The following is a 23,582-nucleotide window of genomic DNA, read 5'->3' on the forward strand; positions in this document are numbered from 1 at the left end:
GTACACAGGACATGGCAACACCATCTGTGGAGAGCTTTGTAACGCTTCTCTTAAGTACATAAGAACCCCACTGCTTTAGCTGTGGGAGTAGTCAGCTCCTGAAATTAGTCTGTACAGAAGATGATTTATTATCCGTAGATTAGTTTTAATAATGAAGTAGTATTCACCAAGCGCTTTTTATTATGTCTTGGGAGGTTGAGAATGATATTGAAAGAGGAAATATTAAAGGGTCACCGGAGGATTGTGACCCTTAGTACCGATTTGAAGGTGTAAGGTTTAATTAGTATTACCTTACAATAGTTATGAGCATTAAAGGCGGTATTAGGTATTAATAACCTTTAGTCATGAAAGTAGCGCCTACAATAATTAAAAGAATGAATAGAACAACAATTAGCGCAAATGCTGAACCTGTGCCACTACCACTACCATAGTATTCAGACATAGTAATTTCCCTCCTCTCTATAATTTTATAATATGTAAAGTTTTCAAAAGGGATTGCGATATTTATCTACTTACAAAATTTAATTTTAAAAATAATTTTCAAATATTTTAATGATAAAGAGTTCACTCTTGTAAAAGTGACCATTAAATAAGGTGATTTAAAGCTAAATAAGCTTTACCCATTATTCTCGCTATTTGTGATAGGTATTAACAATGGCTCTTTAGATTAATACAAGAAAGTAGCGCCGATAATAATTAAAAGAATAAATGGAACGACAATTAGAACGAATGATGAGCCACCATAATCTTAGATGGCACACAGTAATTGTTAAGTCTATAGTAGTTAAAATCGGAAATTAGAATATACTATTTTTACTATATATATACTCTTCGGCAAGTTGGGTATGAAACTAAACTACTGTATTTTAAAAATTAATTTCGTGGTATAATTTCCTAAAAAAGGAGTGGTTTTTTGGGAATTCGAAATTATTTTAAAGTAATAAAAATTCTAGTATGTTTATCTGTTAGTTTATGCATCATTAATTACCCGATTATTTCCTTTGCTGCAACACTTGATCCTAATGTAGCTAGTGAAAAAAGCAACTCTAATGACATTGATACTGGTATAGCAAACTTGAACTACAATAACAGAGAAGTTTTAGCGGTGAATGGTGACAAGGTTGATAGTTTTGTCCCAAAAGAAGGTATTAACTCAAATGATAAATTTATAGTGGTTGAACGTAACAAAAAATCACTTACAACTTCACCGGTAGATATTTCAATTATCGACTCTATGGCGAATCGTACATATCCAGGAGCATTACAACTTGCCAACAAAGCTTTTGTGGACAATCAACCTAGTTTATTGGTGGCAAAAAGAAAACCGCTAAATATTAGCATAGATTTACCTGGCATGAAAAGGGAAAATACTACGACTGTGGACAATCCAACATATGGTAATGTATCCGGGGCAGTAGATGAGTTAGTATCTACTTGGAGTGAAAAATATTCAACAACCCATACTTTACCTGCAAGACTACAATATTCAGAATCTATGGTTTATAGCAAATCTCAAATAGCAAGCGCTCTGAATGTTAACGCCCAAGTTCTTGATAATTCTCTGGGAATTGACTTTAGCGCAATTGCGAGCGGAGAGAAAAAAGTGATGGTTGCGGCATATAAACAAATATTTTATACCGTAAGTGCAGAACAACCGAACAATCCATCAGACCTTTTTGATGATAGTGTTTCTTTTGAAGAGTTAACTCGTAAAGGGGTAAGTAATAATGCTCCTCCCGTTATGGTATCAAATGTAGCGTATGGCAGAACAATTTATGTGAAATTAGAAACAAACTCTAAGAGTAAGGATGTACAAGCTGCTTTTAAAGCCTTACTGAAGGATGTCAATACTAATGTAGAAACTAGTGGGCAGTATAAAGATATTTTTGAAGAAAGTTCCTTTACTGCTGTAGTATTAGGTGGAGATTCACAAAAGCATAACCAGGTTGTCTCAAAAGACTTTAATGATATTAGAAAAATAATTCAGGATAATGCAGAATTTAGTCTTAAAAATCCAGCATACCCAATATCCTATACAAGTGCTTTCTTGAAGGATAATTCAATTGCTGCTGTTCATAACAATACAGATTATATCGAGACGACAGCTACAGAATATTCTAAAGGCAAAATCATCCTTGATCATTATGGTGCATATGTTGCTCAATTTGAAGTAGCTTGGGATGAATTTTCATATGATGAAAACGGGAAAGAAGTACTAACCCATAAAACTTGGGATGGAAGCTGGAAAGACAAAACAGCTCATTTCTCTACAGTAATACCACTTCCGCCTAATTCAAAAAATATAAGAATTTATGCAAGAGAATGTACAGGTCTTGCATGGGAATGGTGGAGAACGATTATTGATGAATACAATGTTCCATTATCTAATGAAATAAATGTTTCAATTGGAGGAACTACATTATACCCAACAGGTAATATTAATTAGGTATAAACTTCGCCCTGGAAAAACAAACGGCTGAGGCTCTTGTTACACAAGAACTTCCGCCGTTTTTATTTCCTCAAACATCTAGCCGGATTTATGAACACCAATGACTCCACCGAGTGCAATTCCACCATAATGGTAATCCCTTTTTTCTATGAACTGAATATGAATTTAATACTCGATTTATTATCAAAAGATTTACTCCGGGATATATTTAAACCTTAAATGTTCAATAACTCTTGTTTAAATTTATTGAAACTAAAGCTTACAAAATTATAAGTTTCATGTAACCAAATTTAATTGTTAAAACTAAAATTGTGTTTTAAAATTGCTATTGTTGAAAATAATGAGGTATTCTTATGGTTTAAAATCCCCCGTAAATGTTAGTTGAAAAACGCATATGCGGAGTTTTTTTACGAAAGGTGATTTACACTAGTAGGGAGAAATGTACTAGCTGTCTTCAATTGTATTTAACAACTTGACAGAAGTCTATATGGGGAGTAGTATACAATAGCTACGAAAAAGATACTGTGAAATAATATATTTTGAATGCAATATATACTTATAATCTAAGTTAATATACATCTAGATTTAAAGTAAGTAAACGAGGTGCAAAAATGAAAAATTTTTTAAGTAAAAAAGATAACCTATTAAACAAATTTTTAGGGATATATTTATTAGCTGTTTTAATGTTATGGATTAAAACATACATCGCTCAAACAGCACAATTTAAACTGGGAGTAGAAGGATTCCTTCAACATTTCCTTTTACTATTAAATCCACTAGGTTCAGCAATGCTGTTTCTAGGAATATCATTTTTATTTAGAGGAAAGAGAAAATATACATCACTAGTTGTAGTGTATACTCTGATGTCTATTCTTTTATATGCAAATATTGTGTATTACCGATTTTTTAGTGATTTCATTACATTACCTACAGTTACCCAAACGCAGAACTTCGGAGATTTAGGTGGTAGTGTTCTTACTTTAATAAAGCCTTATGATTTCTTGTTCTTTGTGGATGTATTCGTAATGTTTTACTTACGATTCTCAAGAAAAATACAAAAAGATAGCAATCGTTTTGGATATAAAAAAGCAACGGCAATCATTACTTTTGCATTAGCAATATCAATCCTAAATTTAGGACTAGCTGAAGCTGATCGTCCGCAACTATTAACTCGAGGTTTTGATAGAAACTATATTGTGAAATATCTCGGAATGTATAACTATACGATTTATGATTCAGTAGAAACGATGAAAGCATCTTCACAGAGAGCTTTGGCGGATAGTAGTGATATTACAGAAGTGATGAACTATACAAAATCCAACTACGCCAAACCTAATGCGGAATATTTTGGTAAAGCAAAAGGAATGAACGTTATCTATTTACATTTAGAATCATTCCAAAACTTCCTTATCGACTATAAGTTAAACGGTGAAGAAGTTACACCATTTTTAAATTCATTAACAAAAGATAAGAATACATTGTATTTTGATAATTTCTTCCATCAAACAGGTCAAGGTAAAACTTCCGATGCAGAATTTATGCTGGAAAATTCTTTATTTGGATTACCACAAGGATCTGCTTATATTACAAAAGCACAAAATACGTATCAAGCAGCCCCTAGTATTTTAAAAGATTATGGTTATACATCTGCTGTATTCCATGGTAACAACGGAAGCTTCTGGAATCGAAATGAGATTTATAAATCATTTGGATTCGAGCACTTCTTTGATGCTAGTTATTATGACACGGGTTCTTCAGAAAACATGGCTGAATATGGATTGTTAGATAAACCATTCTTTAAACAATCTGAAAGTATGTTAAGTTCGTTACCACAACCTTTCTATACGAAATTAATTACGGTAGGGAACCACTTTCCATATAAAATGGATCAAAGCTTAGTTACAATTGATAAAGCTAATACTGGGGATTCAAGTGTAGACAATTATTTCCAAACAGCTCGTTATGCAGATGAAGCAATCAAACAGATGTTCAATCAATTAAAAGAATCAGGATTATATGATAATTCGATGATCGTTCTTTATGGTGACCATTACGGTATTTCAGATAATCATAATGATGCGATGGAACAAGTCATTGGAAAAGAAATTACACCATATGAAAATGCTAATTTGCAACGTGTACCATTATTTATACATGTTCCAGGAATGCAAGGTGGAACTAACCATACTTATGGTGGCCAAACAGACCTTCTCCCAACATTATTACATTTACTAGGAATTGATACACAAAAATTTGTTCAATTTGGTTCCGACTTATTATCAAAAGAGCATGATGAAGTTGTACCATTTAGAAATGGCGGTTTTGTCAGTCCTACTATTTATTCGGTTAATGGGAAATTTTATGATAATAAAACAGGTTTACTACTAGATGATAATCAATTAGAGTATGCGAAAACTATTAAAAATAATGTGGATCGTAAATTAGAATTATCTGATAAAGTTGTGAATGGTGACTTATTGAGATTCTATACGCCAACAGATTATACTCCGGTTGATCGTTCTAAGTATAATTACTCGAAAGATAAGTAAACTTTTACAGCGAAATTAGGAAATTTTACATCAGAAAAGCGCGGGAAATCAACGTTTCTAAAATTGATTTCTCGCGCTTTTTAAAGTTTGACCAGCTTTATTTCAGCTTATTTTTGGAGGTTTTCAATGAAAGAAAAGTTAGGAATATAGCATTGGTTTTATGCATTAAAGATTCCTTTGTTGGCGTTAGGCTGTTCAATATGTCTCTTTGGGAGCGAAATGGCCGATTCCCTTTAATTCAAAGTCAAAAAATTTAAGGATTAGTTCATTTTCAGTTTCAATACAGTAATATTTATCAATGTTGGCTTTTCCTCCTTGTAGAATATTTGCAAGTATAGGAGAGAAAAGCGGTAAATCGGTTAAGCTTAAATGTTTTGCCCCTTTAAAATGAGTAGTATATGCTCCTTCGAACTGTTTATTATTGAGTTTGTTCGCTACATAAACAGGAGTACGATTCAGTTGACGCCAAACATCGTCTGAATAAATGTTAAAAAGAGGGGTTGTGTAGGCTTTGCTGCTTGCCATAAAATTATCATCAGCTTTGTTATAAATAAGTTCACTAAAGAAAGGGGCATCGATATTTACTACTGCACTTACATCATCGCGTTCTCTACCTAGCAACACACTTGCAGCACCTCCCATTGAGTGCCCAAACACACCAATTTTCTCTGTATTGATATGTTGATAAATAGGGTCATTGTCACTTTTAGTTTTTGTAAGTATTGTATCAATGACAAAATTCATATCGTCTGTTCGCAGTTTCATCCATTTTTGAATGATATTGTACCGTTCTTCGTTCGAATAAAGACCTTTATTCGTATCTTCGACTTCATTTTTAAAATCAGGACTGATCATAGTTACTATCCCATCCTCTGAACGAGTATAGAAGGAATGATAAGGATGGTCGATGGAAACGACTATATAACCGTGGCTTGCCAGTTCAGTATAAGTAGAACTGTTGCTTGTCTTGATACCATATGCTCCATGTGAGAATACTAATAAAGGGTATGTTCCATCTGCGTTTTTGGGATACCAAAATTCCACATTAACAATTCTGTTGTCCCCCTTGTCAGAAAACTCCTCAATACGGCTCTTGTCGATAAATGTGTCAGTAGCGGTTGCGACTTCATATTCTCCTGTCACTTTTGGTGATTGATACTGTGGAAAAATAATGACAGGTGAAAGTACAAAGACAAATATCAATATCATCATAATGGACTTCCACACAATGGTAGAAGTTTTGTATTGTTTGATATTTTTTTTCTTAAGGATAAGAGATACTGTCCCATATACGGCTAATAAGAAAAGTAGGAAAGCAAGCATTATCCAGCAAAAACTCCAGACAATCACCGATGAAACAGTAAGTATCACAAATACAATAAATACAGTAATCCTAATCCAATTCTTTAATTTTTTATGGTTTTGCTTAGTTGCTATGCAGTAGATTGCAAAAGCAATCTCGAAAATCACAGCTGTTAATAATAGTAAAATTCCCATAGTCGTTCCTCCATCTCATTGGAAAAATTTTTATGAAATTATCATAATAAACAGATGAAAGGATGTATATGGAAAAACGGTAAGCTGTATTTATAAGCCAATAAGATGCAAAAAAAGGTAAGCTCAAATGCTTACCGTAAGATCAATTTCGCCTTGGCGTAATTGCCGCTGACGCTCCGCTTTCGCGCAGTAAACATTTGTAGCTGTCGCTTTGCTTTCGCTACCGATAAACAATGTGTCCGGATTTTGAATTGTGCCCAGGCCTGCACGAGGGCCGACACGATGTCGGTCATTTCGGTAATGCCACAGGACGTGGCGTTTTACCGATGCAGGTCAGTTAGCCGTTTTTGCAGGATGCGAAGGTTTTAGGCTAACATCCTTTATTCATTCCTTTGAAAATCCGTGACACCCGCCGGAGGCTTTATCTTCATTCAATAGGTGTTTGGATACCCACTGAAAAAGTAATTAAAATCGCATTCATCTTACCACCTATAGAGGTGGGAGTCTTTCACTGAATGAAGATAATCTGTTGCAGCCAACTACTGTACTGCTTATTGAATTTCTTGACTACTCACCAAAGTCTTTCTTAAATGTCTTTAGTTTTTCATTGATTTTTTTTGCATCTTTTTTATCATTTTGCCATGACAGTAGATGAACAATGATATAGATTACCGCAATTTGCAGTGCAAGAATGATTAGCCCCGTACCAGTTACAAGATTCATAGCGCTGCCAAGGACAATCAATAAAATCTCCAAAGTGAAGAAATGAATAATAATCCTTATACGCATTTTCTTCTCACTTAGATCATCAGGAGAATATAAAATAAATCCCGTTAATGCACCTAAAAATGAAAATGCCATAAGGATATAAATTGACTTCAAATCGAAGGCCATGTCAGGATCATAAATTTGTCGCAATATAGTAATAATCATGATTATGGATCCGAAGATAATAAAGAAATTCTTAATTATCTTTTGTACAAATTCAAAAAAATTCATATGTATCCCTCTTTACAAACCAAGCATATTTTTAAGGACAGGTACATACTGCCTTGATATAACAGTACGTTCTCCGTTATCCAGGACAGCTTCGAACCGACCACTAATAGTCGGATGAACAGATGAAATTTTGGCGATGTTCAAAATAGTTGATTTCGATGCGCGAAAACAGTTTTTTCCTTTACATAATTCCTCTAACTCGTATAGTTTTTGTTTCACCTCAAAAACGTTGTTCCTGCAGTACATAAAAACTTTTCCATCGACTGCCTCGAAATAATAAATATCACTGAGCCTAATGCGGTGAATACTATCTTGTTGATGTCCGAGTAAAATAGGATTTTCAGATTTCAGCTTGTTTAAGATTTCATTTATTTCTTCATCAACCTCATGACACCTAATAAGAATCTCTTCTTCTAATTCTAGGCTTATTTCTTCTATTGAAATTTTGATATTATCACCCACAAAAATTCAAATTATTTCAGTTTTACTCGAATTCTGTATAAATTTGCAAATGAAACATAGCTAAAGAAGGTTTATTTATTCTAATGATAACAACTTCATATACAATCCTTTTTTACATTTTATCAGGTTACCGTTTTGATTTTATTTTATGATAGTATCCAGAATCTGCTAAGTCAAGTGCAGGAGAAAGGACTCATTAATAGTTATAACTATAATAAGGATAAAGAAACTTTCACTCGTTATGATGAGTATCTTTTCTCTCCAAGTTCTCCACTTTTCGTTTTAATTGCTCTATATCTCTTATTTTAGTTATTATGAATTTAATTGATAAATAAATAGCGAATATTAATAAAATCAGTATAATTGCGATAATAATTGACTCCAACATTAACATCACATACCTTTCTTACTTTTTCACTTTTTTTAAAACATATTAAGTAATGACCCCTTACAGTTCAATATTACTAAACAACAACATGCAAGTAAAATGAATATACAGAATTGTTCTGTATTTGTTTTATAAATGAACGAAGGGGGAGAGCGTGATAGGATTGAAGAATATATTTATTTTTGTGGGAGGGAAACTAAGTAACAATATTTGGAATAAGTTAAAAAGTAACCGCTGTCTTTAAGGATTTACTTCGAAGTGAAATGAAACCATTTCCTATAGAGGATGTAAATATCTCAAACAAAGTATTATTAATTGATTAATATAAATAATGTCTGCTTATGAGGGAAAGCAGACAGGAAATTATATAATGATAGGAGGGTACTAACAGTTTAAAAAACAATTGAACTTATTCGTTATTTCCATAAGAATTCGATTTAAAATACCCTGATTAAAAAACACCAACTATCATAACAATTAAACCAAATATTTGTATTGGTTTAATTTGATTTTTCGAAGAGTTAAATAATCCGAATTTTTCTACCATCAGGCTACCAGTGATTTGACCAAATAAAACAAGGACTACAGTTTGCCCGTTTCCGATTTGATCAACGAGAAATACATTTATTAGAACATAAGCCCCCCCTAAAATACCTCCAATCCATACCCACCAAGGAGCCGACTGTTTAATAGGCTCTTTAATATTTGTGTAAGAACGATCCATGACCCCAACGACGATAATTAACGTAATGGTACCTACCAAAAATGAAACAAAGGCTGCGTGGGAAGAAGAATTCAGAACTTTTCCTAACTGACCATTGATAGCAATTTGTATAGCCAGTAATATTCCTGACATTATTCCTACTAAACGCCAAATCCATTGATTTAACATGTTTTTCTTAGTTGCTTCGGAAGGGTCTTGGTTAGTTTTCATACTCGGTAAAGCCACAGCTAAAAAAACGCCTATAATGACTAATAATACTCCAAAAACTCGGTTCAAACCGAAAGAATATTGCCTAGAGTTAATCCAGCCATAATTGTCTATTAGCATACTCATCAAAGTCATTCCCAAGATTGGCATTATCGCTGTTTGTACACTTCCTAATTTAGGGAATAAAAGTATATTGGTAGTTACAGCAACTGCACCACAGATTCCTCCTAGCCATATAAAAATAGGTTGGCTTAAGAATAAATCAAATGGAATACCTAATGGTAAACCACTAACTAATATTGTAATCGCTAAAAAGATTACCCCTACAGAGAAGGAGATCATTGAAGCTAAAAAAGGGGAAATCACGAATTTTCGTAATTGAGCATTGATCGCTGTTTGCATAGCAAAAACAACTCCAGTGCTTATAGCTAGCAGTATTGCAAACATAAGAATTCACCCCAAATCTTGTTGAATAAAATTTAGTTTATTTTACTGAGATATTGCCCTTCTCATCACTAATAATGAAAAACGCCGGTATCGACTAATCAAAACCGCCGTTTGGCATATTGAATAAATTTTTGGCACGAAAGTTCAGCTGTTTTACTAAAATCCATTTTATTAAAAGGTAATAGTTAATCTATGATTGTTCATGTAATAAGATTATAAAATGATTACACATTTTAATGAAGTGAAAAAAGACTGAATATTGGTTTCAGTCTTTTTTTGTTAAACAGAACTTTTTAAATTCATTATATTCAGGGGATGTATCTTTCTGCTTTTAAATTTAATGGATAAACTTTACAAACGAACAAATAAAATATATAATCAATAATCATATTAACAATGTTTATATGGTTGTTGATTATATTTATTATGTGAGGTGCTTATTTTGAAAGGAAGAGATGTTGTTTTAGGATTACTTATGGAAAAAGAATTATCTGGTTATGATATAAAAATTGTTTTTGAAGATGTATTCACGCATTTTTTTGATGGCAGTTTTGGAATGATTTATCCGACTTTAAGACAGTTGGAAAAAGAGGGGAAAATAAAAAAAGAGGTTGTCATGCAAGAAGGTAAGCCAAATAAAAAAATGTATTTCATAACAGATGAAGGAAGAGAAGAGTTTTATCAATACATGAAGACAGATGTAGAAAAGGATGTTCTACGTTCTGACTTTTTAATGAGGATGTATTTTGGGAATTATAGCGATAGCAATTCAATGAAAAAGTGGATTGAAGAAGAAATTGAGAGAAAAGAGGCGTATGTTGCAGATCTTCTCTTAAAATATGAAAAATGGAAAGAAGGCATTACATTTGCGGAAGAGATTTCATTAGAGGTTGGGATTGCATCTTATATGGCTCAAGTTAAAACATTAAAAGATAAATTAGCGCAATTAGTAATACAAGAAAAAAGAGATGAATTGTAAAGTTTCGTGAAAGTGGGGGGATTTATGGAACAACCAAAAGGAATCAAAATCGTTTTCTTAATGTGTTTAGGGATTTTCTTGTGTATGATTGATACGACAATTATGAATATTGCCTTACCAGCAATACAGACTGATGTGAACACATCTTTGGAGAAAATGTCTTGGATATTGAATGTCTATACGATGTCTATTGCGGTATTAGCGATACCACTAGGGCGAGTCGCTGATATCTATGGAAAGGCAAAATTATATATTATAGGCTTAATAGTTTTTGGAGTTGGTTCAGCGTTATGTGCATTTGCAAATACGGGGGATTTTCTTATTTTTTCTCGTTTTGTTCAAAGTATAGGAGCTGCTGTTTTGTTTCCAACAAGTATGGTAATTGGCGTCTCGGCAGTTCCGCTGGCAAAAAGGCATGTTGCGTTGGGGATTTTAGGGGTGACACAAGGGGTATCGGCAGCTATAGGTCCTGTACTAGGTGGAGTTATTACACAAAATTTAGGATGGAGATGGGTATTCTTTGTGAATATTCCGATTTGTGTAATTGGTATTGTGTTATGTTTCATTATGTTAAAGATAAAGAATGAGGAACGCGTAGTTGCTAAAATTGATTGGACTGGATTAGTACTTTCTAGTTTTGCTATTTTCTTTTTCACACTTGTTTTAGTTAAAGGGAATACATGGGGGTGGATGAGTAACTTTGCATGGATGTGCTATATCATCAGTGCTACTTCTTTTATTCTATTTATCTTAGTTGAATGAAAAGTTACATCACCGATGGTAAATTTGCAGCTATTTAAAGATCGAATTTTTGTTGGAGCTTCTATTGTAGTTATACTTAGTAATTTATTCTTAATTGGTGTAACTGTTTTGCTTCCAACGTTTCTCACAAAAATACAACACCGAACAGAAATGGAAGCAGCTTTTTTAGTGACACCTATTTCTGCTATGATATTTTTAGTTTCTCCGTTTGCTTCACTCGCTATGAAGAAACTTGGCAAGGTTCAGGTTATTTTAGTGGGGTTTATAGTTATGAGTTTTGCTTATTATTGTTTACAGATGATAGGAGCTGAATCAACAAATAAAGAAATTATCATTCCGTGTATGATTTTAGGTGTTGGATTTGGTTTAATTGTTGGGCCAATTACTATGTTAACAGCCTCCACATTTGAGGGGGAATTATTAACCGCTTCTCAAAGTGTTGTATCCATGCTCAGACAAATTGGAATTGTCTTGGCTGTAGCTATTTTTGTCTCAGGCTTAACTCATAATTTATCCATAAATAAAGAAAATGTTTATCACTATGCGGAAAAAAAGGTGCATGAACTTCATGTTGATCAAGCGGAGCAAGAGCAAATATTAACAGTAACAAAGGAAAAAATACAAAACAAAGACTTAGAGTCGAATATAGAAAAGAATCAGGGAACTGATCATATTGGCATAAATCAACAACAAAAGGAAAGCATGATTAAAGAGAAAGTAAATAATGCTTTAAATGAGGTTCCGGTAGAATACAGAGAAATAAAACGGGTAGAAATTACAAACCAAGTAACAAAAGCGGTTGGAGAAAAAATAGAGGACATAAATAGAGAAATTAATACATTCTCGAATGATATTAGTCATTATGCTGAAAAAGAGATGGCAAAAAGTTTCACAGATTTATATAAAGTAAGTGTACCAATTATTTTGCTCTGTAGTTTAGTGTCTTTTATGTTTCGCAATAGAAAATTTGAAGTTAATAACAGAAAAAGACAAAATGTATAGTAAAATTGTTGCCCCATGATTTTGCAACGAAGTTTCAATCTTATAACTTTAAAGGGGTTACAGAAATAATTTGGAATCGATATAGATGCTACTTGTGTCAGAAACAGTACTTTTGGGTAAAAATGATGTTTGAATTGTATTTCAGGGAAAAATTTGTTAATATACAAATACAATGATGAGAGGACTGATGGATGGACATGATTAACTAATCTGTATTTTTATTTGAAATGAAAAACTTCAAACTACAAAATATAGGATTAGTCTGTCCATTTTTATAAATCAGTTTACACTTTATTTGTCATGGTTCCAATGGCAAATAAAGAGCTTATTTAATATAAGTAAAAGACTAATCCTTCCAATTTACAAATTGGGAGGATTTTTTATTCTCTCATGGTTAAGATCTATTGATTTCTGTACCTTAATTTAATAAATAAAGGGGAGTGGAAAATGAGCGATTCAGACACTATTGTTACGCATGTATTACTCCGTACAAGTCGTTAATATCCATCAAACTTATACGGAGAAATTTAGAATGGATGGATATGCCGACTTTGTATAAAAAGTAAAAAGTATTGATATACAAAGGAGGAATTATCATGTCAATGATACAAGTTCAAAATTTAACTTTTTCTTATCCAAGTAGCTTTGACAATATTTTTGAAAATGTAAACTTTCAAATAGATACGGATTGGAAACTTGGATTTATCGGTAGAAATGGACGAGGAAAGACAACATTCTTTAATTTATTATTAGGGAATTATGAGTATAGTGGGAAAATCAATTCTTCGGTGGAATTTAATTATTTCCCTTATCCAGTTTCGGATAAAAACAAGTATACTCATGAAATCATGGAAGAAATTTGCCCCCAAGCAGAAGATTGGGAAATTCTTCGTGAAATTTCCTATCTAGACGTTGATGCCGAGGTCATGTATCGACCTTTTAAAACATTGTCAAATGGAGAACAAACAAAGGTGTTGCTTGCTGCACTTTTTTTGACGGAGGGTCAGTTTCTATTAATTGATGAGCCAACTAACCATCTAGACACGGAAGCACGAAAGATGGTCTCTGAATATTTAAGGAAGAAAAAAGGGTTTATATTAATTTCACATGACCGAAACTTTTTAGATGGATGCGTTGACCATATCCTATCTATAAATAGGGCCAATATTGAAGTTCAAAGTGGTAACTATTCTTCTTGGAAATTAAATTTTGATAGACAGCAGGAACACGAAGAGGCAACTAATGAGCGTCTACAAAAAGACATAGGGAGATTAAAACAGTCTTCAAAGCGTACATCAGGTTGGTCAAATCAAGTGGAAGCTTCCAAAAATGGGACGACAAATTCGGGTTCTAAGTTGGATAAGGGTTTTGTAGGACATAAAGCGGCAAAGATGATGAAGAGAGCAAAGAACATTGAATCAAGGCAGCAAAAAGCTATTGAGGAAAAGTCAAAACTGCTAAAAAATGTGGAAAAAACGGAGTCATTAAAATTAGAATCATTGTCGTTTCATTCAAATGAATTGATTGTTTTGGCTGATGTGTCTGTTAAATACGATGACCAAATTGTGAATAAGCCAATAAGCTTTAAACTGGAACAAGGTGACCGAATTGTGCTAGATGGAAAGAATGGAAGCGGAAAAAGTAGTATCCTCAAACTAATTCTAGGAAAACCGATACAGCATACAGGCTCGATGTATGTAGGTTCAGGTCTCGTTATTTCCTATGTCCAACAAGATACTTCTCATTTGAAGGGAATGTTATCGGACTTTATTGAAGAGCATGGGATTGATGAAACGTTATTTAAATCTATTCTACGTAAGATGGACTTTGACCGAATTCAATTTGAGAAAGATATTTCTCATTATTCTGGTGGACAAAAGAAAAAGCTGCTTATAGCCAAAAGTTTATGTGAAAAATCGCATATCTATATTTGGGATGAACCGTTGAATTTTATTGATATTTATTCGCGCATGCAGATTGAAGAGCTTATTCAAGAATTTAATCCCACAATGGTGATTGTTGAGCATGATCAGGCATTTCAACAAACAGTTGCAACCAAAATTATATCTATGTAGTTAATATGAAGAACTGAAAATATAATCAGTTAATCAGGTATTAAACTATGGTGCATTAGTTAAAGAACGTAGATAAAATAATCAACCTCTTTGTGAAGACCTAAACATAAATATATAGAGAAGAATCCATTTTGATCAATCTTTTTTTCAAAATGGATTCTTTTATTTATCGTAAAATACTGGATTATGAGGTTTTTTGAACAAACTTTATTTTAAAGCAACAATAAAAGGAATGGGTGATAAAGGCATCAAATTAACAACAATTCAGTATGGTGAGAAAACTGGTATACCAAAAGGCTGAAGGAAGTGGCTATTAATCAATTATTGTGATTGAATGATGCGGTCATTAACAAATGCTTTTAAGAAAAATAATTCATCATCATTGGGGTCTCTTTTATTTTCTACTTTAAAGCACTTAATAGCATTTTCTAGTGAGGTGGATTTTACAGCTCGACTTGCTGTTGTTAACTCTTCCCAATATATAGTCATTTCATTGGAATCACAGATCGATTCATGACCAAGTAAGAACATTTCAGCATCATATTTTTTAATGTCATTAATCATAGGCAATAACAATGATTGCTTGAAATGAAATAGGGAATTTGTAGTTGTACAATATGCAGAATCACCTAAAAAAACAACTTTTTCGTCAGGAATATAAATAATTGTAGAGTCGTCTGTATGAGTACTTCTGATTCTTTCAATTAGGCAAACTTTATTACCTAAATCAATAGTTAATGTATTTTCAAAAATTACATCTGGAGAATTCAATTTAAAACTACCTCTGTTAGGTATACCAGCTTGTATAATCTCTATACACTTAGCATTCATCTGATTAGTTTTCACATACTTTTGCAGTGAATTATCATCAAACCTATAACTTTGCCATTCTTTTAACAATTCGTTTGTTCGACTATTAACTATAACAGTTGCTTCAAATTCATTCATTCCAAGGAAGTGATCCCAATGCGCATGTGTAATTACCAAATATTTGATAGGTGGTACACTTAGTTTCTCGATTTCTAGTAAAAAGTCTTTAGCATGTTGAGTTGAATTGCCAGCATCTATAATTAGACTAAATTGGTCACCACATACCAAACCTAATGTTGGCCGTTCGTTATCTTCTTGATTTGGTAAATAATAAATAGTATCACTTAATTTATTTAACATGTTATTTCTCCTCTACTTTAGATATTAATTCTATGAAAGAGAAAATCTACATGTTTGTTGTAAAAAACTAAAACATAATTTAAGATTTTCTCATTTTACTTTTTTACCATTGGACTGTACCTCCTTTTTTTACTAAGGAAAAGTATAACACAATAAACGGATTTTTGCGAAAATTCAGAATAGTGGTACCCGTATTTTATTTAAAGTGCACACTTCGTCAAAATAACAGACAAAACAAGCACTCTCTATTTTGTAATAATAAGCACTGGAAAGGGAGGGGGAATGGGATACCCCATGTGAAAATAATTTCTTTCCGTTATCCAATAAAAACAAGGTCTGTTTGGAAGGAGGTTATTCTATAGGAATAATTTTATCTTTGATAGACAGCAGTATTTCTAGTTGCTTCAAAACTCTTGTAGGAAATAAGGCGGCTAAAACCCAGCCATATAAAACCGGCGCCTGTTAGCGTCCCACCCGTTTAATCTTTCATTTGTTGATGAAATAAGGGTTAAATTGAGTCAGTGAACAAATACTAACTGTGAAAAGGCTGTATTTTATAGAACAGCAAACCTTATTTATTTATAATTAGTAGAGTAAAATTTGGTTGACCTTAAGAAACAATATTTCTTAGAAAAGGAGGTCGTACATGGAGCTCTTAATATCGATATTGATTCTACTTGTATTATTATTAGTGACAAATGTACTGGCACATTATATTTCTTTCATCCCGATTGCTTTAATTCAAATTGCAGTTGGAATTATAGTTGCTTTAGTAGCAAAGAATTTTACCATTGAAATTGAAGCGGAATGGTTTTTGCTATTGTTTATTGCACCGTTACTTTATCATGATGGCGCACATTTTCCTCGTGAACAATTATGGAAAATGCGATTACCGATTTTAGGCAATGCGATTGTATTAGTACTATTAACGACTATTGTTGGTGGTCTGTTTGTGCACTGGATGATTCCGTCGATTCCTTTAGCGGCTGCCTTTGCTTTAATGGCTATTTTATCACCTACTGACCCAGTGGCGGTAAATGGCATCGCCAAAAGAGTTCATATTCCAGATCGTATAATGAATTTAGTTCGCGGGGAATCTTTAATCAATGATGCATCGGGGTTAATCGCGTTTAAATATTCAGTAGCGGCGATTGTAACCGGTTATTTTTCATTGAAAACAGCAACAAGTGATTTTCTTTATATGTTTTTTGTTGGTTTACTTATAGGGATTTTAGGTGCATTAGCAATATATTGGATTCGACTTCATCTTCGCCGTATAGGAATAGTGGATTCAACATTTTACGTCTTGCTACAAGTTCTAACACCATTTATTTTATATTTGATAGCAGAAGAAGTATTTCATGCATCAGGGGTAATTACAGTTGTAACAGGTGGAATTATTGCGGCAATTGTTAAAGAAAAGACCGAAAGTTTCATTGCACAGGAACAGGTGGTAACAGAACATGTTTGGTCAATTGTGACTTTTACATTAAATGGGGTTATTTTCCTCCTGCTTGGGCTAATGCTACCTTCTGCCACAAATTCTATACTAATAAGCGAGGAAATTCACAATAGTATCCTTATTTTATATGTGCTAGCAATTGGCTTGATGGTGTTAGTCATCCGTTTTGTTTGGGTGATGTTCTTTCATGTAGTAGATAAAAAAATATTTAAGAACGAAGATACAGTGACAATGAAAGATCATATTGTGACAACGCTTGTTGGCGTTCGAGGTACGATCACGATGGTAGGTATATTATCATTACCTCTAGTAACTGATCTAGGAGAATTATTTCCGGATCGTCAATTACTTATCTTTTTAGCTGCAGGTGTTATTTTATTCACCTTGATAATGGCAACCATATTTTTACCTTTATTAAATGATCAAGAAAAAGCCCAACAGCCAAATATAATGAATGAAAAAAGAGAAATGTTAAAACATGCGATTCGTAGTATTCAACGTGAAACAGTTGAAGAAAATGCTGCTATAGCTCTAAAGTTAATGAATCAATATAACGCAATGTTAATGAATGTTGAGCGAAAACAGTCAGAAGAAGCATTTCAAGCATATAGGCAACAAATGTTGGAAGTTAGAAAAATTGGGATGGAATTAGAAATAATTTATACGAAGCAATATATGACTGAACTTGGATTAAACGAATCAATTCAACAGGAAATTGATTATATTCTTAAAGAAAGAAAAGATATGTTAAATAATCGAACATTTACTTTATTAAAACGTAGTTTACGTCATTTTTTACGTGAACGGAAGATGAGCAAACTACCAGCCAATGTTGTAGAACAAATTAATAAAGTAAAAAAAGATTTAAAAGATCATGTGACATCATCAATTATCAAGCATGTTCAAGAAACGAATGAATATTCTATAGATATTGCTCAAAAAGTGGAAATGTACTATCGTCACTTACAATACTCATCTTATAAAATGGATTCTTCAGAGCAAGAAGAACAAAAAGAATACTTAGCTTTAATAGCCATTGAAGCACAAAGAAATCTTATAAATGAATGGTATCTGGCCGGTGATATAAATAATGAATTAGCTAAAGAGTTAAGAAGATTTGTGAATAATTTGGAAAGTGTTATTTTACTTGAAGAGGAAGAATAAATGGTGACTGCCTAGCATAATTTGCTGGGCTTTTATGTGTTTTGTTACTTTGAGTTAGCTACGGTTAATCAGTCAATAATGCAATTGGTAATGCTACTGGTTCAGAGGTATTTTTGCCTGGATAGGCCCGATACCAGCCGTAAGAGAATCGCCTATCCCCAGATAACATAAAGGATTGAAATCCATATTTCATCTCAAATGATTAATTGTATTTTTATAGTATTCAGTTCAGTTACGATTAGAAACTATTTGGTTGTCATACAGCCAGGCATGAGGGACAAATCCCGCTTTGTTGGAACTAACATATACATATATAAAGTACTTACTATTGAGATGGAAAGGGGGAAAATCAATGCCAAGCGGAACGCATCAGGTAGAGGTGGAGTTACCGATAAATAAGATTTGGGATTTTGTTAAGGATATGGATAACTGGGCTCCACTTATTCCTGGATATATTCAACACCGAAAAATTACTAACCGCCAGTCCACTTGGGAATTTTATAGTAACATCGGATTCATAAAGAAAAAGATTAATCTAATGGCCACTATAGAAGAATGGATTGAACCGACAAGGGTTACTTTTAATTTAAAGGGTTTAAATGAGGAACTTTCAGGCGGTGGCTATTTCCTGGCAGAAGTAATAGCTAAAAATAAAACGAGGATAACAGGTTTTCTTGAGATCAATGCTGGTGGTGCATTGGGACCGCTGGTTAATGAGGTATTAAAGTCTTATCTTCCTAAAGTAACAGAAGAAATGACGATTGGGATCTCTACAAAATTGGAGGAGCTTAATTAAAAAATGTTGCATAAAGTCATTGCTACACCACAGAAAATGAAAGATTATTACGTTATTTCATGGGAGTTCATTAAGTAAAAAAGAGCTGCATATGCAACTCAATGTTATACAAGTAAAGCCCCGAATAATCTCACCTGCTCCTCAAATTAGCCCTCATCTATTTAAGATGGGGGCTATTTGACGCTTACGAATTATTTGCGACAATGTTGCTATTCCGAGTCGTTATGCAAAAGAAGATAATAATTGGTTGAATCTATCGCGCTCCTCTAAAAAAGCGCAATGGCCGCTGTTTTGGAACGGAACTAGCGTTGAATTTTTGATCAGCTTATTTGTTTCCTCAGCTTGAGTAAACGGAACGACTTTATCGTGAATTCCGTGAATAATTAATGTGGGTACATCGATCTGACCAAGATCGTTGTAAACATTTTCATCCCTAAGCGTGACCATAATGGCGGAAGTCGCCCAATTCGCCGCTTGTAATCCCATTAAAACGAACCAATCGGATTTCAGTTCGGAAATATACTGAAAGAAAAAAATTCGCGTTTGGTCTTGCAGCATTTGCGGTCGGTCATGATTTGTATCCTCGATGATTTTATTTGTAAATTCTTTTGGAACGCTAGATGGAGAGGCAGCGTCGACCAGGACGAGTTTAGATACCCCATACCCTTTGTAACGAGCCATGTAACGGATCGAGATTGCACCTCCTGTAGAGTGCCCTACCAGTGTTATGTTGCTTAGCTGTAACGTCTCGATGACCATGCGGACATCATCTGCTAATCTATCGAAAGAATACCCGCTAAAAGGTTTATCCGATTTGCCATATCCCCTCCAGTCCATTCCAATACAACGATATCCAAGCGTTGGAAGGAAATTGAACTGATATTCGAACTGGTTATGGTTTAGCGGCCACCCATGAATAAACAGAATCGTTTTGTTTCCCTTTGGATTGATGTCCTCGATAAATACGTTGACGCCTGGTTCGACAGTTACAAAGTATCCCAAGTGTATCACCCCATTTATTAAAAAGTAATTTCCCATTAAGATATTCACCTAAGGCAGAGTGTATGCCTAATATCGGCGTTAAACTTTGTTGAGCTAGTGCGAAGTTCTGATGAATACAAACTTAAGAAACGCCCATGGTAGGGGGATTTTTCGATTTTTAATGCAATGGCGGAAAGCCCCTTTCCTCGTTGAAGCAGCATATTAGTATTGATATTTTCGCTCTATAATAACGCGATTTCAACAGTTGAATTCGCTTCAAAAGGTTAAGCAACAAACCAGAAAACGAGCGCTGATTCTTGTTACATAATCGCGCCCGATTGTTGAAGATCGTTATTCAACTAAAGCCCCTGTAGTTAAAATCAAGAACTTTATAAGAAGATTAACTAAATTCAAGAAACTACTCTAAAGATATTCTTATACGCTTTAAAAAGTATAAATCCTATAAAACAACTTAGTAGGTTTAGAATAATGTCATCTATATCAAAACTACCTAAAAACAAGATTAGTTGGAGGATTTCTACACTGAGTATGAGTAAAAAGCAAGAAATCATCGTTTTGATTATATTTCTTTGAGAGGTAAAAGCCATTGGTATTAGAAATCCCATTGGTATAAAAGGAATGATATTACCAAAAATATTCATAAAAGCTATACTAAAACTCAAATCATTTATATAAGTTTCGATTGTTCTAAAAGGAACTAAGTTTGCACTTAATCCCCATTGGTCCCTACGCTCTATATTCGATTGTATAGTATTGATAACATCTTGTATGTCTCCATTAAACTTAATCACTATAAAATTTAGCACTAATAATATGTATATTGAAAAAAGAATCCTCCAATTTTTGTTATTCATACTTAGAAACCACCTCAATTCAGCCTATGTACTACATCATTGGTTGAAGTATAACCTTCCAAAGCGCCGTTTGGTAACATTTTATAAAAAAATGTTATTCAACAATATGGCCCGATTGTTGAACAACAAGTTAAAAAACACTCTTCAACTATCCTGCGCCGTTAGTTGAATTAGAAAAAGATGGGATCTCTATGGAATCCCATCTTTTAAGTAAAGCCCCCATTAGCTTAAAAAGAGAAGTTAATTTTCGGAGGGACATTGTACCCCAAGGCGGATTATACAAAGTAAATCGCTAGAGCCCCTTGTTCCAACCCCAACGACAAGAACCGTCCCCTTAACCCAGCCACGTTTTTCCACTCTGGCATATAATTTTAATAAGGTTATTTTATAAAAAGCAATATAAAGGGGATATATATATATGATTGTAGATGTTAATGTTTTCAACTTTACTGATATCACAACAGCATTAGTGGGCGCACAAGACGGAGATGTATTCAATTTTTTTATTATAAATGATATCAATTTCAGTAGTGTTGTTTTGATACAAAAAAATATCACAATTAACCTGATAAATAGCAGCGGCAGTAGTAGTGTTACACTTGCGATTACAAGTGGAGGAAGCTTTCGTCACTTTTCAACGTTAACAAACGGCAGTTTAACCGGAGTGTCGATGAATGTAGGTGTAGGTATCATCCTTGATGGCGGAGGGACGGGCGGAGGTATATTAATTTTCGGTTCCAATTGTTCCCTAACGCTTGATGGCAGCACAATTACCAATTGCAGGAGTAGTGGCAACGGTGGCGGCATCCTGGTTCAGGGCAATATTAGTAGAAGCAGTCTGATCATGAACGGCGCGCTCATAGAAAACTGTTTTGCTGGTAGTGGTGCCGGTGTCTTTGGTGCTGACTGTGACATCATGATGAACGGTGGGGAAATAACAGGCAACCGTGCGAACAACAGCGGTGGCGGTATTACCACAATAGCGGGAGGGAACAGACTGGGTTCCACCCTTACCATTAACGGAGGAATAATCACCGCTAATTCTACCGTGGTGGCTTTCGGTGACGCAGGAGGTATAAACGCGTTTGACACCATCGTTACAATTCAAAACAGTGAAATAAGCAACAATTCGGCCGACGGCAATGGCGGCGGCATCTATTCAATGCCACAATCTTTGGGTAGCAATGCAAATGCGCTTGTTATCATGAACAGCACAATAATTGGCAACAGTATAAGAAATTTCGGCGGAGGTATTAGGGTACAGGGTGTTCTAGGCGAATTTTCAATTACAAACTGCTTAATTACTGAAAATAAGGCAGTCAGTGTTATAGCCGGCTCAAATCAAGGCGGTGGCATTTACTTCTCCAGTGGTTCCACCCTTACCCTGAGCGACGGCCAGGTGACCGGAAACACGGCGGGAACAGGAGGAGGCGGGATTTTTGTAAATGATGGCTCTATCCTTGTCCTTACAGGGATCGCTGAGGTAAGCGGAAACCAGGCGGGCCTTGAAGGTGGCGGCATTGATGCATTTTCCGGCTCTTCCGTTACCATCGAAGGAAACGCAAGTGTTATCAATAACCACGCAAACAGCAACGGGGATCCCCAAAATGCTACTCGTGGCGGCGGAGGGATTGCGCTTTTTGCGTCGACCCTTACGGTAAATGCGAATGCGACCTTCAGCGGCAACTCATCTTTAAGCTACGGCGGAGCAATTTGGACTTTTCCGACATTCACTCCCATCTCAACTGTTACCATTACGGGCGGGACGATTGAAAATAATACAGCAAATTTTGGCGGTGGCATCTCCATGGGCGCCGTTCCAGGATTCACACCTACCTTAACGATAACCGGCGGCATAATTACGAATAACACCGCATTAACGGATGGCGGCGGCATCATTGCCATGGGTTCGCTCGTTTCAATTGCCGGCGCTGAAATAACAAATAATACCGCCGGTGGGGACGGCGGAGGTATATTTACGGATGAGCTCGCCAATGTAACGGTATTTGCCTCAGTTATATTCAGTGGAAACCTTGCGCAAACATATGCGTATTGGGCTATCACAAGTGGCGGGGACAGCGATATATATAAGACGCATATATTTACAGAGCATTTCAGCACTTTCATCCCAGATCAGACGCCGCCACCGTTGGTATGGTCTTTTCTAAATGCTTATAACAATTACGACATCAACTATGTTAAGCCGGTGAAAATCGTAACAGTAAACTTTGTAGAATTCAATAACCCCGCCCATGTGATTCATTCAACAATTATTAACAGTTTTATTGGCGCCACGGTAATCATTCCACCGTTTGAAACGTTTACGGACATAAATGGTACGGTATGGACATTGTTCCCTCCAGACCAGCCCTCACAAACAATACAATTAATCAATCCTGAGGCAGATTACGTCGTTACATTCACTTACGCAACAACACCTATATTCATGATGACACGTAGGTCTGTTAACGCCTGCTGTAAAGGCATTCGCATTGATTGCGATAACTGCTAACTGACCTGTCATCGGTAAAAAGCGTCACGTTTTGTGGCTTTACCGAAATGACCGACATCGTGTCTACCCTCCTGCAGGTCAA

14 protein-coding genes and 3 pseudogenes are annotated in these 23,582 nt (G+C 34.6%); 8 read left to right on the forward strand and 9 right to left on the reverse strand.

Features of this window, described 5'->3' with window-relative positions; translation table 11 throughout:
* Nucleotides 1–328: 328 nt before the first annotated feature.
* Together ACMZ42_RS19250 and ACMZ42_RS19255 are read right to left on the reverse strand one after the other, a co-directional pair.
* Nucleotides 329–442, reverse strand: a complete 114-nt coding sequence (locus tag ACMZ42_RS19250) for a YjcZ family sporulation protein (protein WP_415732423.1) — start codon at nt 440–442, stop codon at nt 329–331.
* Between the two features lie 225 nt (nt 443–667).
* Nucleotides 668–739 (reverse strand): annotated as a pseudogene (locus ACMZ42_RS19255) (YjcZ family sporulation protein); the annotation flags it as partial.
* A gap of 174 nt (nt 740–913) precedes the next feature.
* On the opposite strand from ACMZ42_RS19255, the gene ACMZ42_RS19260 reads away from it, so the two are divergent.
* Nucleotides 914–2,446, forward strand: coding sequence for a thiol-activated cytolysin family protein (locus ACMZ42_RS19260; RefSeq protein WP_415732424.1), 1,533 nt, complete (start codon nt 914–916; stop codon nt 2,444–2,446).
* Nucleotides 2,447–3,060: 614 nt separating this feature from the next.
* Nucleotides 3,061–4,998: an LTA synthase family protein gene (locus tag ACMZ42_RS19265; protein WP_415732425.1), complete on the forward strand. Its 1,938-nt coding sequence runs from the start codon at nt 3,061–3,063 to the stop codon at nt 4,996–4,998.
* A gap of 195 nt (nt 4,999–5,193) precedes the next feature.
* Here the strand turns inward: ACMZ42_RS19265 and ACMZ42_RS19270 are convergent, their stop codons facing one another.
* The 4 genes and pseudogenes from ACMZ42_RS19270 to ACMZ42_RS19285 all read right to left on the reverse strand — a co-directional run bounded on the left by ACMZ42_RS19270 (nt 5,194) and on the right by ACMZ42_RS19285 (nt 9,722).
* Nucleotides 5,194–6,495, reverse strand: a complete 1,302-nt coding sequence (locus tag ACMZ42_RS19270; protein WP_415732426.1) for an alpha/beta hydrolase family protein — start codon at nt 6,493–6,495, stop codon at nt 5,194–5,196.
* 567 nt (nt 6,496–7,062) lie between these two features.
* Nucleotides 7,063–7,494: a DUF3021 family protein gene (locus tag ACMZ42_RS19275; RefSeq protein ID WP_370082548.1), complete on the reverse strand. Its 432-nt coding sequence runs from the start codon at nt 7,492–7,494 to the stop codon at nt 7,063–7,065.
* A gap of 12 nt (nt 7,495–7,506) precedes the next feature.
* Nucleotides 7,507–7,956 carry a LytTR family DNA-binding domain-containing protein gene (locus tag ACMZ42_RS19280; RefSeq protein WP_415732427.1) on the reverse strand — a complete coding sequence of 150 codons (450 nt, stop codon included), beginning with the start codon at nt 7,954–7,956 and terminating at the stop codon, nt 7,507–7,509.
* Between the two features lie 825 nt (nt 7,957–8,781).
* Nucleotides 8,782–9,722: pseudogene (locus ACMZ42_RS19285) on the reverse strand (DMT family transporter).
* A 442-nt stretch (nt 9,723–10,164) separates the two neighbouring features.
* Between ACMZ42_RS19285 and ACMZ42_RS19290 the strand changes: the two are divergent.
* The 3 genes and pseudogenes from ACMZ42_RS19290 to ACMZ42_RS19300 all read left to right on the forward strand — a co-directional run bounded on the left by ACMZ42_RS19290 (nt 10,165) and on the right by ACMZ42_RS19300 (nt 14,540).
* Nucleotides 10,165–10,701, forward strand: coding sequence for a PadR family transcriptional regulator (locus ACMZ42_RS19290; protein ID WP_370082554.1), 537 nt, complete (start codon nt 10,165–10,167; stop codon nt 10,699–10,701).
* Nucleotides 10,702–10,725: 24 nt separating this feature from the next.
* A pseudogene (locus ACMZ42_RS19295) lies at nt 10,726–12,465 on the forward strand (DHA2 family efflux MFS transporter permease subunit).
* 596 nt (nt 12,466–13,061) lie between these two features.
* Nucleotides 13,062–14,540, forward strand: a complete 1,479-nt coding sequence (locus ACMZ42_RS19300; protein ID WP_415732428.1) for an Lsa family ABC-F type ribosomal protection protein — start codon at nt 13,062–13,064, stop codon at nt 14,538–14,540.
* Between the two features lie 321 nt (nt 14,541–14,861).
* On the opposite strand, the gene ACMZ42_RS19305 is transcribed toward ACMZ42_RS19300, so the two are convergent.
* Nucleotides 14,862–15,710: an MBL fold metallo-hydrolase gene (locus ACMZ42_RS19305; protein ID WP_402874825.1), complete on the reverse strand. Its 849-nt coding sequence runs from the start codon at nt 15,708–15,710 to the stop codon at nt 14,862–14,864.
* A gap of 646 nt (nt 15,711–16,356) precedes the next feature.
* On the opposite strand from ACMZ42_RS19305, the gene ACMZ42_RS19310 reads away from it, so the two are divergent.
* Both ACMZ42_RS19310 and ACMZ42_RS19315 read left to right on the forward strand, forming a co-directional pair.
* A complete protein-coding gene (locus tag ACMZ42_RS19310; protein WP_415732429.1) occupies nt 16,357–18,336 on the forward strand; it encodes a cation:proton antiporter in 1,980 nt (659 codons plus the stop codon).
* A 352-nt stretch (nt 18,337–18,688) separates the two neighbouring features.
* A complete protein-coding gene (locus ACMZ42_RS19315; protein WP_049665349.1) occupies nt 18,689–19,132 on the forward strand; it encodes a CoxG family protein in 444 nt (147 codons plus the stop codon).
* A gap of 222 nt (nt 19,133–19,354) precedes the next feature.
* On the opposite strand, the gene ACMZ42_RS19320 is transcribed toward ACMZ42_RS19315, so the two are convergent.
* Nucleotides 19,355–20,134 (reverse strand): alpha/beta fold hydrolase, encoded by a 780-nt coding sequence (locus ACMZ42_RS19320; protein ID WP_415732473.1) that lies wholly within the window; start codon nt 20,132–20,134, stop codon nt 19,355–19,357.
* Between the two features lie 389 nt (nt 20,135–20,523).
* On the reverse strand, nt 20,524–20,988 hold the full coding sequence (locus ACMZ42_RS19325) for a VanZ family protein (protein WP_415732430.1): 465 nt from the start codon (nt 20,986–20,988) through the stop codon (nt 20,524–20,526).
* A 418-nt stretch (nt 20,989–21,406) separates the two neighbouring features.
* Here ACMZ42_RS19325 and ACMZ42_RS19330 point away from each other — a divergent pair, with 418 nt between their 5' ends.
* Nucleotides 21,407–23,500 carry a beta strand repeat-containing protein gene (locus ACMZ42_RS19330; protein ID WP_415732431.1) on the forward strand — a complete coding sequence of 698 codons (2,094 nt, stop codon included), beginning with the start codon at nt 21,407–21,409 and terminating at the stop codon, nt 23,498–23,500.
* Nucleotides 23,501–23,582 lie beyond the last annotated feature (82 nt).

This window comes from Lysinibacillus sp. NPDC056185 (assembly GCF_047737915.1).
Lineage (GTDB): Bacteria > Bacillota > Bacilli > Bacillales_A > Planococcaceae > Lysinibacillus.

Bases quoted from the DNA above. Each gene is read 5' to 3' on its own strand.
- ACMZ42_RS19250 (WP_415732423.1), bottom strand. From the start codon at position 442: ATGTCTGAATACTATGGTAGTGGTAGTGGCACAGGTTCAGCATTTGCG.
- ACMZ42_RS19265 (WP_415732425.1), top strand. From the start codon at position 3,061: ATGAAAAATTTTTTAAGTAAAAAAGATAACCTATTAAACAAATTTTTA.
- ACMZ42_RS19270 (WP_415732426.1), bottom strand. From the start codon at position 6,495: ATGGGAATTTTACTATTATTAACAGCTGTGATTTTCGAGATTGCTTTT.
- ACMZ42_RS19275 (WP_370082548.1), bottom strand. From the start codon at position 7,494: ATGAATTTTTTTGAATTTGTACAAAAGATAATTAAGAATTTCTTTATT.
- ACMZ42_RS19300 (WP_415732428.1), top strand. From the start codon at position 13,062: ATGTCAATGATACAAGTTCAAAATTTAACTTTTTCTTATCCAAGTAGC.
- ACMZ42_RS19305 (WP_402874825.1), bottom strand. From the start codon at position 15,710: ATGTTAAATAAATTAAGTGATACTATTTATTATTTACCAAATCAAGAA.
- ACMZ42_RS19310 (WP_415732429.1), top strand. From the start codon at position 16,357: ATGGAGCTCTTAATATCGATATTGATTCTACTTGTATTATTATTAGTG.
- ACMZ42_RS19315 (WP_049665349.1), top strand. From the start codon at position 18,689: ATGCCAAGCGGAACGCATCAGGTAGAGGTGGAGTTACCGATAAATAAG.
- ACMZ42_RS19325 (WP_415732430.1), bottom strand. From the start codon at position 20,988: ATGAATAACAAAAATTGGAGGATTCTTTTTTCAATATACATATTATTA.
- ACMZ42_RS19330 (WP_415732431.1), top strand. From the start codon at position 21,407: ATGATTGTAGATGTTAATGTTTTCAACTTTACTGATATCACAACAGCA.